Annotated in this window: 12 protein-coding genes; all 12 read left to right on the forward strand. The window is 32.3% G+C overall.

All coding sequences use genetic code 11. The features are described from left to right. Positions 1-6 precede the first annotated feature (6 nt). From ACTTBO_RS01600 to ACTTBO_RS01655, 12 genes are read left to right on the forward strand one after another with little or no spacing between them, the layout of a single operon-like run. Complete coding sequence (locus ACTTBO_RS01600) at positions 7-783, forward strand: alpha/beta fold hydrolase (protein ID WP_440655956.1); 777 nt, start codon at positions 7-9, stop codon at positions 781-783. Beyond that, a complete protein-coding gene (locus ACTTBO_RS01605; RefSeq protein WP_440655958.1) occupies positions 780-1,889 on the forward strand; it encodes a dimethylsulfoniopropionate demethylase in 1,110 nt (369 codons plus the stop codon). The genes ACTTBO_RS01600 and ACTTBO_RS01605 overlap by 4 nt, the downstream gene beginning before the upstream one ends. A gap of 15 nt (positions 1,890-1,904) precedes the next feature. Beyond that, positions 1,905-2,912, forward strand: coding sequence for an aspartate-semialdehyde dehydrogenase (locus tag ACTTBO_RS01610; protein ID WP_440655960.1), 1,008 nt, complete (start codon positions 1,905-1,907; stop codon positions 2,910-2,912). Beyond that, positions 2,902-3,285, forward strand: a complete 384-nt coding sequence (sdhC, locus tag ACTTBO_RS01615; RefSeq protein WP_440613689.1) for a succinate dehydrogenase, cytochrome b556 subunit — start codon at positions 2,902-2,904, stop codon at positions 3,283-3,285. Before ACTTBO_RS01610 ends, sdhC begins: the two co-directional genes overlap by 11 nt. Before the next feature lies 1 nt (position 3,286). After that, complete coding sequence (sdhD, locus tag ACTTBO_RS01620) at positions 3,287-3,613, forward strand: succinate dehydrogenase, hydrophobic membrane anchor protein (RefSeq protein WP_440655962.1); 327 nt, start codon at positions 3,287-3,289, stop codon at positions 3,611-3,613. Beyond that, a complete protein-coding gene (gene sdhA, locus ACTTBO_RS01625) occupies positions 3,613-5,388 on the forward strand; it encodes a succinate dehydrogenase flavoprotein subunit (protein WP_440655964.1) in 1,776 nt (591 codons plus the stop codon). Before sdhD ends, sdhA begins: the two co-directional genes overlap by 1 nt. After that, a complete protein-coding gene (locus tag ACTTBO_RS01630; RefSeq protein ID WP_262589896.1) occupies positions 5,388-6,167 on the forward strand; it encodes a succinate dehydrogenase iron-sulfur subunit in 780 nt (259 codons plus the stop codon). The genes sdhA and ACTTBO_RS01630 overlap by 1 nt, the downstream gene beginning before the upstream one ends. Before the next feature lie 39 nt (positions 6,168-6,206). Beyond that, positions 6,207-7,700 (forward strand): CoA-acylating methylmalonate-semialdehyde dehydrogenase, encoded by a 1,494-nt coding sequence (locus ACTTBO_RS01635; protein WP_440655966.1) that lies wholly within the window; start codon positions 6,207-6,209, stop codon positions 7,698-7,700. Positions 7,701-7,710: 10 nt separating this feature from the next. Next, positions 7,711-8,673, forward strand: coding sequence for a malate dehydrogenase (gene mdh, locus ACTTBO_RS01640; RefSeq protein ID WP_440635423.1), 963 nt, complete (start codon positions 7,711-7,713; stop codon positions 8,671-8,673). Between the two features lie 2 nt (positions 8,674-8,675). Further along, on the forward strand, positions 8,676-9,836 hold the full coding sequence (gene sucC, locus ACTTBO_RS01645) for an ADP-forming succinate--CoA ligase subunit beta (RefSeq protein WP_440655968.1): 1,161 nt from the start codon (positions 8,676-8,678) through the stop codon (positions 9,834-9,836). Beyond that, positions 9,837-10,712, forward strand: coding sequence for a succinate--CoA ligase subunit alpha (gene sucD, locus ACTTBO_RS01650; RefSeq protein ID WP_075506079.1), 876 nt, complete (start codon positions 9,837-9,839; stop codon positions 10,710-10,712). 36 nt (positions 10,713-10,748) lie between these two features. Then, positions 10,749-13,667, forward strand: a complete 2,919-nt coding sequence (locus ACTTBO_RS01655; RefSeq protein WP_075506078.1) for a 2-oxoglutarate dehydrogenase E1 component — start codon at positions 10,749-10,751, stop codon at positions 13,665-13,667. Position 13,668: the final 1 nt, after the last annotated feature.

Consider the following 13,668-nt stretch of genomic DNA (forward strand, 5'->3'; position numbering starts at 1 on the left):
ATCTAATTGATATTTGAAATCGAAAATAAAAGTATTTTTGCTTCAGACAATGGCAGAGGTATAGATAAAAACAGAGATACCATTGTTTTTCTTCATGGAAGTGGCTTATCCCATATTGTTTGGTCATTAAGTGAGCAATTTTTTTCAAATAATAATTTCAATGTATTATCTATTGATTTACCAGGACATGGAAATTCTGAGGGGCCATGTTTAAAAACTATTGAGGAAATAGCAGAATGGTTGGAACTTGTATTTGATGCCTTAGATCTTCAAAATTTAATTTTAATTGGTCATTCACAAGGATGTTTAGAAATACTTGAGTATTCCCATAGATACAAAGATAGACTAAAAAAAATAGTCTTTGTAGGTGGATCTAACAAAATGCCTGTTCATCCTGATTTGATTGAACTTGCGGAAAATGGAGATTCTGATGCAGTAAAGTTAATGATGAAGTGGGGATATGAAGGCTCAAAAAAATTTATAGGTGGAAATCCAGTTGAAAGAATTATTCAATCTCCAAAAGATATTAGTGAAATACTTGCTGTAGATCTTATAGCTTGTAATAATTACAAAAATGGCTCAACCGCAGCTGGGTCAATTGAGGTTCCATCAATGTTTGTTTTTGGTTCTTTAGATAAAATGGTTAATTTAGAATCTGGAAAAAAATTCTCTCAATTGATTAAAAATTCAACTATTCATGTAATCGAAGGATGTGGGCATATGATTATGATTGAAAAAGCATTTGAAATGCGGGACAAGGTTTTAGAATTTTTAAATAAATGAAAAATTATTCAATAGCAAAATCTAGAAGACTTAGAAGTACACCATATACTTCAAGAATAGAAAAACAAGGTGTAACAGCTTATACAATCTATAATCATATGTTGCTTCCAGCAGCGTTTGGATCTGTAGAAGATTCTTATCATCACTTAAAAGAGCATGTTCAAATTTGGGATGTCGCAGCAGAGAGGCAAGTTGAAATTTCAGGAAAAGACTCAGCTAAATTAGTTCAATTAATGACTTGTAGAGACTTATCTAAATCTAAAGATGGTAGATGTTATTATTGTCCTATTATAGATGACCAGGGTGGATTAATTAATGATCCTGTTGTGCTGAGATTAAGTCAGGAGAAATGGTGGATATCTATTGCAGACTCTGATGTAATTTTATTTGCAAAAGGATTAGCAATTGGAAATAAATTTGATGTTAAAATCTTTGAACCAAATGTAGACATTATGGCTGTTCAAGGTCCAAAATCATTTAAGTTAATGGAAAAAGTATTTGGTGAAAAAATAACTAAATTGAAATTTTTTGGATTTGATTATTTTAATTTTGAAGGAGTTGACCATTTAATTGCACAATCAGGTTGGTCTAAGCAAGGTGGCTATGAAATTTATGTTCAGAATACTGAGTCTGGTCAAAAATTATATGATCATTTATTTGAAGCTGGTAAAGAATTTAATGTTAAGCCTGGATGCCCTAATTTAATAGAGAGAATTGAAAGTGCTCTTTTATCATTTGGAAACGATATGGATAACAATGATAACCCGTTTGAGTGTGGTTTTGATAAGTATGTTAACTTAGATAGTGATGCAAAGTTTTTGGCTAAGGAAAAATTAATAAAAATAAAAGAAGAAGGAATTACCAAAAAATTGATGGGTATAAAAATTGATATTAATGAAATCAGTGTAACAGGCTCTCTAGATTTGACAGATGAAAACAACAACCATATTGGAGAATTAAGATCTGCTTGCTATTCACCTCACTTCAAAAAAGTAATTGGTATAGCTATGATGCAAAAAGGATACTGGAATCCTGAGCAAAATGTAAAAGTTGTTGTAAATGGACATAATTGCGCTGGAAAAGTTTGCGATTTACCTTTCATTTAGTATAACAACTCCATCATGAATATAGCTATAGTCGGAGCCACGGGCAATGTTGGAAGAAAAGTACTAGAAGTGCTTGAAAGGAAAAATCTGCCTATTTCAGAAATTTTTTTAGTTGCATCTCAAAGAAGTGCTGGTTCAAAAATTAATTTTAAAGGTAAAGACATAGAAGTTGAAAATTTAAAGACTTTTGATTTTTCAAAAGCAAAAATTACTTTTTTTGCAGCAGGTGGAAAAATTTCAGAAGCTTATGCCTCAAAAGCAGCAAGCCATAGCATTGTAATAGATAATTCTAGTTTTTATAGAATGGACCCTGATGTTCCTTTAATTGTACCTCAAGTAAATGCGGATGACTTAAAAAATATAAAAAAAAATATTATTGCTAATCCTAATTGCTCAACTGCACAATTAGTCTTACCATTAAAACCAATCCATGATTTATTTAAAATAAAAAGAGTAGTTGTAGCTACGTATCAATCAGTATCTGGTGGTGGTAAAGCACCAATGGATGAATTAGTAGAACAGACTAAGCTAGCACTAGAAAACAAAGCAATTGAATCAAAAAATTTTACAAAACAAATTTCATTTAATTTAATTCCACATATCGATGTATTTGCTGATGACGGATATACAAAAGAGGAATTAAAAATGACCAATGAGACTAAAAAAATTCTAGATCAAAATATTGAATTATCAGCAACTTGTGTAAGAGTACCAGTTTTAGTTTCTCATTCTGAAGCAGTAAATTTAGAATTAGAAAAAGATTTTACAATTGATCAAATTAAAGAATGTCTTGAGAAAATGGAAGGCTGTAAAGTTATTGATGAGAGACAAGATGGTGGATATTCAACACCGCTTGAAGCTGCTGGAAAAGATGAGACATTCATTTCAAGAATTAGAGAAGATAAGACTAAAAAGAATTGCTTAAATATGTGGATTGTCTCAGATAATTTACTTAGAGGTGCAGCCTTAAATGCAGTTGAAATTGCTGAAACATTAATAAAAAATAATTTTTATGGAAAGTAAAAGACCTCTTTCTCCTCATATACAAATTTATAGATGGCACATATCATCATTAGTATCTATTTCTCACAGAATTACTGGAATAATAAATATCTTAGCAATAACTTTAGTTTGTGTCTGGGTTTCTTGGCTAATTTTAGGAGAACCAAAATATGATTTGATAAACTTTTTTTTTAATTCGTTTATTGGAAAATTTGTTGCAATAGGGTTAGCTTGGTCTTTTAGTTTTCAAATACTTAGTGAAATCAGACATTTAATAATGGATATGGGTTATGGCTATGAACTGAAGACTACTCGTATAACAGGTTTGATGGTGATCTTTGGTTCATTAATTTTAACTATTTTATTTTACTTAATTGGAAAAAACTTTTTTTAATATGAATTTAGCTACAAAAAAATGGGTGTTTTTAAAATTATCATCAATAATTTTAGTCCCTTTAATGTTTTGGTTTATAATTAATTTCATATCAGTTTATGATGGAGATTATTCTGAAGTGATTAGTTTTTTTTCAAACAAAACAAATAAGTTTTTATTTAGTATATTTTTAATTTTTGCTTATTTTTTTTCTGCCTTAAGTATTAGTGAGGTTTTTGAGGACTATATTTCTAATGAAAAAACCAAATATGTCGCAAACAGACTTCTCTATATTTCTGCTATAATCATTCCATTATTAACAATAATAATTTTACTTAATCTAAAATAATGAGCACTTATAATATTATAGATCATGAATATGATGTAGTTGTCTTAGGAGCTGGTGGATCTGGCTTGAGAGCTGCTGTTGGGTTAAGCGAAGCTGGATTGAAAACAGCTTGTATTTCAAAAGTATTTCCAACTAGAAGCCACACATCTGCTGCACAAGGAGGTATCTCAGCTGCACTTGGAAACATGGGAGAAGATGACTGGAGATGGCACATGTATGACACGGTTAAAGGTGCAGACTGGTTAGGAGATCAAGATAGTATTGAGTATTTATGTAAAGAAGCTCCAAAAGCTGTTTTAGAATTAGAAAAATATGGAGTTCCATTTAGTAGAACTGAAGAGGGAAAAATTTATCAAAGACCTTTTGGTGGAATGACAAAAAATTATGGAAATGGAATTGTACAAAGAACATGTGCTGCTGCAGATAGAACTGGTCATGCAATTCTTCATACGCTTTATGGACAAGCCTTAAAACATAACACTGAGTTTTTTATAGAATATTTTGCATTAGATCTTTTAATGAAAGATGGAGCATGCAAAGGGTTAATTGCATGGAATTTAAATGATGGAACAATCCATAGATTTAGAGCACACACTGTAATTATAGCTACAGGTGGATATGGGAAAGTCTATTATTCAGCTACCTCTGCACATACTTGTACTGGAGACGGAAATGCAATGGTATTAAGAGCTGGATTGCCTCTTCAAGATATGGAGTTTGTTCAATTTCATCCAACAGGAATTTATGGTCATGGAACCTTAATAACAGAAGGTGCTAGAGGTGAGGGTGGTTATCTAACTAACTCTAAGGGCGAAAGATTTATGGAAAGATATGCTCCAAATGCAAAAGATTTAGCGTCAAGAGATGTTGTTAGTAGATCAATGTCTATTGAAATAAATGAAGGAAGAGGAGTTGGAAAAGATCAAGATCATGTTCATTTAAACTTAAGTCATTTAGATAAAGATATTATTGAAAGTAGACTTCCAGGAATTACTGATGCTGCAAGATTATTTGCAAATGTAGATGTAACTAAAGAGCCCATACCTGTTGTCCCAACAGTTCATTATAATATGGGTGGTATTCCAACAAATTACAAAGCAGAAGTTTTAACTGTTAATGGTTCAGAAAAAACTGTTCCAGGTCTGATGGCTATAGGAGAAGCAGCATGTGTATCTGTTCATGGTGCGAATAGACTTGGCTCTAATTCATTAATTGATTTAGTAGTGTTCGGAAGAGCAGCAGCAAAAAGAGCAGCAGAATTAGTTAAACCCGGAACTCCTCATGAAGAGTTACCTGAGTCTGAGACACAAAAATGTTTAGATAGATTTGATAAGTTAAGAAATGCAGATGGTAATAATAGTACCGCAGAACTTAGACTTTCAATGCAAAAAACAATGCAATCTAAATGTGCAGTATTTAGAACAGAAAAAAATTTAAAAGAAGGCGTTGATGATATTAGAAAAACTTATGATGGAATGGACTCTATTTCTGTTAAAGATAGATCTTTAGTATTTAATACTGATTTAGTTGAAACTTTAGAATTTGATAATTTAATTAGACAAGCAGTAACAACAGTAGAATCTGCATATCACAGAAAAGAAAGCAGAGGAGCTCATGCAAGAGATGATTATCCAAAAAGAGATGATGATAAATTTATGCAACATACTCTTGCTTGGTGTGATGGAAAAAATACAAAAATTAGTTATAGACCAGTCCACAAGTCAACTTTGACTAATGAAGTTCAATATTTTCCACCACAAGAGCGGGTATACTAATGGTACAATTGAATTTACCAAAAAATTCTGAAGTCAAAAAAGGTAAATATTTTAAAGATAAAACAGGCTCTAAAAATCTTAGAAGAGTAAATGTTTATAGATGGGACCCTTCTACTGAAGAAAATCCAAGAATTGATACTTATGAAGTTGATATGGATAATTGTCCTTCAAAAGTTTTAGATATTTTAAATAAAATTAAAAACGAAATTGACCCAACATTAGCTTATAGAAGATCTTGTGCTCATGGAGTTTGTGGTTCTTGTGCTATGAACATGGGTGGCAAAAATGGTTTAGCGTGCACAACTCCGCATTCGGAAATTGATGGAGATATAGATATATATCCGCTACCGCACCTGAAAGTTAAAAGAGATTTAATTGGAGATTTGGATGGTTTGTATAAACAGTATCAATCTATTGAACCTTGGTTAAAAAATAATTCAAAAAAAGAAACAACAGAAATTTATCAATCTCAAGAAGATAGAGCAAAACTTGATGGCGCTTATGAATGTATTATGTGTGCATGTTGTTCAACATCTTGCCCAAGTTATTGGTGGAATGGAGATAAATACTTAGGTCCAGCAGTCCTTCTACAAGCTTACAGATGGATCGTTGATAGTAGAGATGAAGAAAGAAAAGCAAGATTAAAAAAAGTTGCTGATGAATTAAAACTTTACAGATGTCATACTATTTTAAATTGTACAAATGCTTGTCCCAAAGGCCTAAATCCAGCAAAAGCAATTGCAGAAATTAAAAAAATGTTAGCTACAGCCAATGTTTAAATAGACTATTAAGTTTTTTTGATTTAAAAGACCGTATTCATGAAATTAATAGAACACTTCGTTAATGGAAAAATAATTCCAGGTTCATCTGATAGAAAAGGAAAAGTATTTAATCCTGCAACAGGAGAACAAGAGTCTGAGGTAAGACTTGCAAGTAAATCTGATTTAGATCAAGCTGTAGAAGCAGCCAAAAAAGCATTTGAAACTTGGTCTGCAAAACCTCCTTTACAAAGAGCACGGATAATATTTAAATTTAAAGAATTAATAGAAAAAAACTCTGATGAGTTAACAAAGCTAATAGTATCAGAACATGGAAAAGTTTTTGAGGATGCTAGAGGATCTTTAACAAGAGGGCTTGAGGTAGTTGAGTTTGCTTGTGGAATTCCTCATTTGTTAAAAGGCGAATATTCAGAAAACGTAGGAACAAATGTTGATAGTTGGTCAATGAGACAACCTTTGGGGGTAGTAGCTGGAATTACTCCATTTAATTTTCCAGCAATGGTGCCAATGTGGATGTTTCCAATAGCAATTGCTTGTGGAAATACATTTATATTAAAACCTTCAGAAAAAGATCCTTCATGTCCACTTAGATTAGCAGAGTTACTTAGTGAAGCTGGATTGCCTGAGGGAGTATTTAACGTAGTTAATGGCGACAAAGAAGCTGTTGATGCAATTTTAGAAAATAAAGATATTAAAGCTGTAAGCTTTGTTGGATCCACTCCAATTGCAAAATATATCTACGAAAATTCAGCTAAAAATGAAAAAAGAGTACAAGCACTTGGAGGTGCAAAAAATCACTTAGTAGTCATGCCAGATTGTGATTTGGATGGTGCAGTAAATGGATTGATGGGTGCAGCTTACGGATCTGCAGGTGAGAGATGTATGGCTCAATCTGTTGCTGTTGCTGTTGGAGATATTGGTGATGAACTAGTTTCAAGACTTTCAAAAAAAGCAGAGGCCTTAAAAGTAGGACCTGGTATGGATAAAACTTCAGAGATGGGACCTCTGGTTACAAAAGAGCATTTAGAAAAAGTAAAAAGTTATGTTGATTTAGGAGTTGAAGAAGGTGCTAAATTAGTTGTCGATGGAAGAAATTTAAAACTTCAAGGTTATGAAAACGGATTTTATATAGGTGGTTGTTTATTTGATCACGTTAATAAAGACATGAGAATTTATAAAGAAGAAATTTTTGGTCCAGTTCTATCTGTAGTTAGAGTTAAAACTTTTGAAGAGGCTGCAAAACTAATCAATGATCATGAATACGGAAACGGAGTAAGTATTTATACTAGAGATGGTGATGCAGGCAGAACATTTGCTAGTAAAATTCAAGTAGGAATGGTTGGTATCAATGTTCCAATTCCAGTTCCTATGGCCTTTCATAGTTTTGGTGGTTGGAAAAGATCATTATTTGGAGATAGTGGCATGCATGGCATGGAAGGAATAAAATTCTATACTAAACTTAAAACTGTAACATCACGATGGCCTTCAAGTGTGCGTACAAACGCAGAATTTGTAATGCCAACAATGAAATAAGAGGAAATAAATGAAAAAAATATCTTTAATTGGCGCAGGCCAAATAGGTGGAACACTAGCACATTTAATTGGAATAAAGGAGCTTGTTGATGAAGTTGTTTTATTTGACGTTGCAAGTGGAATAGCTAAAGGAAAGGCTTTAGATATAGCTCAATCATCATCAGTTGATGGATTTAATGTAAAATTATCAGGTACAGATGATTATAAAGATATTAAAGATTCTGATGTTATTATAATTACAGCAGGAGTTCCTAGAAAGCCAGGAATGAGTAGAGATGACCTTCTTGGTATAAATTTAAAAATTATTAAACAGGTAGCTCAAGGCGTAAAAGAAAACGCACCGAACGCCTTCGTAATTTGTATCACCAACCCTTTAGATGTGATGGTTATGGCGTTTCAAAAGTTTTCAGGTTTGCCTGCAAATAAAGTTGTCGGCATGGCAGGAATTTTAGATAGCTCAAGATTTAAACTGTTTTTATCATTGGAGTTTGGTGTGCCTGTAAGAGAGATTGAAGCAATGGTTATGGGTGGTCATGGAGATACTATGGTTCCAATGCCAAGATTTACAAAAGTATCTGGCAAACCTTTATTGGATCTTGTGAAAGAGGGAAAGATTTCTCAAGAGAGAGTTGAAGAAATTAATCAAAGAACTAGAGACGGTGGAGCAGAAATCGTCAAGTATTTAGAAAAAGGTTCTGCTTTTTATGCACCTGCAGCATCGGGAGTTCAAATGGCTGAATCATATTTAAAAGATGAAAAAAAATTATTACCTTGCGCAGTGCAGTTAAATGGTGAGTACGGAGTAGAAAATGTTTATGCTGGAGTACCAGTTGTAATTGGTAAAGACGGAGTTGAGAAAATTGAAGTAGTGGATTTAGATGAAAAAGAAAATAAAGAGTTTATGCACTCTATTGATGCTGTAAAAGCTCTTTGGGAAGCTGCCTCTAAAATAGATCCAGATCTTTCAAAATAATAATGAACATTCACGAGCACCAAGCAAAAGAAATTTTAAAGAAATATGGAGCAATAGTTCCAGCAGGATTTTTTTCAACAAGTGTTGATGACTTGATTGAAAAAGCAAAAAATTTAAAAACTAAAAAGTATGTTTTAAAGGCTCAAATTCACGCTGGTGGTAGAGGTAAAGCTGGAGGAGTTAAAATTCTTAATACACTTGAGGAATTAAAAAATTCAGCAAATGAGTTGCTTGGAAAAACACTTGTAACTCATCAAACTGGACCAGAAGGAAGAGAAGTTAAGCGATTATATGTTGAAGAATCCTCTAATATAGAAAAAGAATTCTATTTATCATGTTTAGTTGATAGAGCGAGCTCAAAGATTGCATTTATTTCAAGTGATCAAGGTGGAATGGATATTGAAGAAGTAGCAAGCTCAAATCCAGAAAAAATTATTACAACTAAAGTTGATATAGCTGAAGAAATATCAGATGCAGATTGTGAGTCAGTAATTAAAATTTTTGATTTAAAGAGTGATGCAAAAGATCAAGCAATTTCATTAATCAAATCGATTTATAAAATGTTTATTAGTACAGATGCAAATATGGTTGAGGTAAATCCTTTAATTTTAACAAAAGAGGGAAAAATTGTTTGTTTAGATGCGAAAGTTAATTTCGACTCTAACGCATTATTTAGACACCCTGAAATACTAGAATTAAGAGATCTGAATGAAGAAGATCCAACTGAGATTGAAGCCAGCAAACATGATTTAGCTTATATTAAGTTAGATGGAAGTATTGGATGTATGGTTAATGGTGCAGGTCTAGCAATGGCAACTATGGATATCATCAAATTATATGGTAAAGAGCCAGCTAATTTCTTAGATGTAGGAGGTGGAGCCTCAAAAGAAAAAGTTTCTGCAGCATTTAAAATTATTCTTTCAGATAAAAATGTTAAGGGAATTTTGATAAATATTTTTGGGGGAATAATGAGATGTGATGTGCTTGCACAAGGAGTAGTGGACGCTGCAAAAGAAATTAATATTAGTGTACCTTTGGTAGTTCGACTCGCAGGGACAAATTTTAAAGAGGGAAAAGAAATTTTAGATAATTCGGGTTTAAAATTAATTTCAGCAGAGAATTTAGATGATGCTGCTAAGAAAATTGTTGAGGCTATTAAATAAATGTCAGTTTTAGTTAACAAAGAAACTAAAGTAATTTGTCAGGGTTTTACAGGTGCACATGGAACTTTCCATTCAGAGCAAGCAATAAAATATGGAACAAATTTAGTAGGAGGTGTTACTCCTAAAAAGGGAGGTCAAAAGCATTTAGATAGACCCGTATTTAATTCTGTAGCTGAAGCTAAAGATGCAGTTGGGGCAGATGCCACTATGATTTATGTGCCTGCAAAATTTGCTGCGGCAGCAATAATAGAAGCTATCGATGCATCTGTTGAATTAATTGTTTGCATTACTGAAGGTATTCCAATTCAAGATATGCTTAAGGTTAGAAAAAAATTAGATGGGTCTAATAGCAGACTTATAGGTCCAAATTGTCCAGGAATTATAACTCCTGATGAATGTAAAATTGGAATTATGCCTGGTAATATTCATAAAAGAGGTTCAGTTGGAATTGTATCTAGATCTGGAACTTTAACCTACGAAGCAGTTGCTCAAACAACTGAAAATGGATTAGGGCAATCAACATGTATTGGAATTGGAGGAGATCCTATAAATGGTACAAATTTTATAGATTGTTTAGATCTGTTTTTAAATGATGAAGAGACACAATCAATTTTAATGATTGGAGAGATAGGAGGTTCTGCTGAAGAGGAAGCTGCAGAATTTTTGAAAAACCATAAGATTAAAAAACCAACAGTTGGATTTATAGCTGGAATTACCGCGCCACCAGGGAGAAGAATGGGGCATGCAGGTGCAATTATTTCTGGAGGTAAAGGTGGTGCAGAGGATAAAATAAAAAAAATGGAAGAATGTGGAATTACAGTCGCAAAATCACCATCAATAATTGGTAAAACTTTATTTGATAAACTGTCTAATTGAAAAATATTTTTTAGAGGGATATATTAAATAAATAAGATGTCATCATCAAAAAATCTCGATTTCGAAAAAAATTCATTTTTACATAAATCAAATAGTGCATTCATTGAGCAAATGTACTTAAAATTTATTAACAAAGATAAAGATCTCCCTGAAAGTTGGTTAAATTATTTTGAAGGAATCGGTGATGAAATAAAAGTAATTGCTAATGAAATAAATGGACCGTCATGGGGACCAGAAAAGACCAAAATAAATATTGATGAGCTTCAAAAGAAAATAGATGAAAATGAAATTACTAATTTAAATAATGAAAAAATAGATACTTCAGAAAAATTTAATTTTCAATTACTTGCAGATTCTAACAAAGATTCAATAAGTGCAGTTGCGTTAATCAGAGCTTACAGATTAAGGGGGCATTTGTTAGCTGATCTTGATCCTTTGGGAATGAGAGAGTCCGAATATTTAGATGAACTTCATCCGGAGTTTTATGGTTTTAAGAAAGAAAACTATGAAAGAAAAATTTTCTTAAACGGCGTGATAAATAAAAAGTATGCCAATATTAAAGAAATTTTAAAATTTATGAAAAAAACCTATTGTGGAAAAATAGGTTATGAGTTTATGCACATTTCTAATCCTGATGAAAGAAAATGGTTTAGAGATAGAATTGAGCAAGATGATAAAGCTCTTCAGTTTACTAAAAATGGTAAGGAAGCAATTCTAAATAAATTAGTTCAAGCAGAAGGTTTTGAAAAATTTTTAGCAACTAAGTATGTTGGTACAAAAAGATTTGGATTAGATGGAGGAGAAAGTTTAATTCCTGCACTTGAGCAAATAATTAAAATTGGTGGTCAACAACAAATTAAAGAGGTTAAAATTGGAATGTCTCATAGAGGCAGACTAAATGTTTTGGCTAACGTTTTACAAAAATCTTATAAAAGAATATTTAATGAATTTGCTGGTGAATATAGTGATGACTCTGAGGATAGTGCTGGAGATGTAAAATATCATCTTGGTGCATCTTCTGACAGACAATTTGATGGAAATTCTGTTCATGTTAGTTTGACAGATAATCCATCTCACCTTGAAGCAGTAAATCCTGTCGTTTTAGGACAAACTAGAGCAAAACAATTTTTTCATAAAGACAAAGAGAGAAACAAAGTTATCCCAATACTAATTCATGGTGATGCTGCATTTGCTGGTCAGGGTGTGGTAGCAGAATGTTTTGCTATGTCAGGTCTACCAGGACATAACACTGGTGGAACTATTCATATAATTGTAAATAATCAAATTGGTTTTACAACGAGTCCTCGATTTGCAAGATCGTCACCTTATCCTTCTGATGTTGCAAAAATGGTTGAGGCTCCAATTTTACATGTTAATGGAGACGATCCAGAGGCAGTTGTTTATGCTACCAGAATAGCTACAGAATTCAGATTAAAATTTAATAGAGACGTTGTAGTAGATTTAATTTGTTACAGAAGGTTTGGTCATAATGAGGGAGATGAGCCATCATTTACTCAGCCATTGATGTATCAAAAAATTAAATCTCACCCAAGTGTATATAAAATTTATGGGAATAAACTGGTTAATGAAAAATCAATTACTCAAGAATTATTAAACCAAAATGTTAAATCATTTAAAGATTTATTAGATGATCAATATAAAAGTGCAAAAGACTACAAGCCTAAAATAGAATGGTTTGAGGGTACATGGTCAAGATATAAACCTGAGAAAGGAAAAGATAAAAGAGGAATATCAGGTTTTGATGAGGAGAAATTAAAAATAATTTCAAAAAAAATAAATACAGTACCATCAGAAAAAAATATTCATAAAACTATTAGTAAAATATTAAATGCGAGAAGAGACTCGATTGAAAAAGGAGTGGGAATTGATTGGTCTTCAGCAGAAGCTCTTGCGTTTGGATCTTTGTTAGTTGAAGGATATCCAGTTCGTTTAGTTGGACAAGACTCTGGTAGAGGAACTTTTAGTCAAAGACATTCTGTACTAAGAAATCAAATTGATAATTCGAGATATATTCCATTAAATAATATTGTCAAAGGTCAAAAACAATTTGAAGTAGTAGATAGTTTTTTATCTGAACTTGCAGTTTTAGGTTTCGAATATGGTTACAGTTTAGTTGAACCAAACACTCTAACAATTTGGGAAGCTCAATTTGGAGATTTTGCAAATGGAGCTCAAGTTGTGATTGATCAGTTTATAGCATCAGGTGAGAGAAAATGGAATAGAGCATCAGGCCTTGTAATGTTGTTACCTCATGGATACGAAGGTCAAGGTCCTGAACATTCATCTGCTAGATTAGAAAGATTTTTACAGTTATGTTCAAACGACAATATGCAAGTTATGAATTGTACAACTCCAGCCAATTATTATCATGCATTAAGACGTCAAATGCATAGAGATTTTAGAAAACCACTAATTATAATGACTCCAAAGTCATTACTCAGAAATAAATACTGTGTTTCTAACTTAGAGGATTTTAACAAACAAAATACTTTCCATAGAGTTTTGTGGGATCATGCGATCGATCCAAAATCAAATGGTTTTATTAAACTTAAAGAAAGCTCTGAGATTAAAAAAGTTATTTTGTGCTCAGGCAAAGTTTACTTTGACTTACTTGACGCTAGAGAAAAATTAAAAAGAGATGATGTAATTATGTTTAGAATAGAACAACTTTATCCTTTCCCAGCAAAAGCTTTAGTAAACGAACTTAAACCTTATGCCAAAAATGCTAAATTCTTTTGGTGTCAAGAAGAGCCAAAGAATATGGGAGCATGGTTTTCAGTGAGAGATTATATTCAATGGACATTAGATACTTTAAAGGCTAAATATAATGAAATTTCTTATATAGGAAGAAGCCCTGATGCAACTCCAGCAACTGGATATGCAAAGAGGCATAATTCTCAGCAACAAGAAATAATTAATAAGGTGTTTGATTAAA

Source organism: Candidatus Pelagibacter sp. HIMB1509, assembly GCF_052047855.1.
Classification (GTDB): Bacteria; Pseudomonadota; Alphaproteobacteria; order Pelagibacterales; family Pelagibacteraceae; genus Pelagibacter.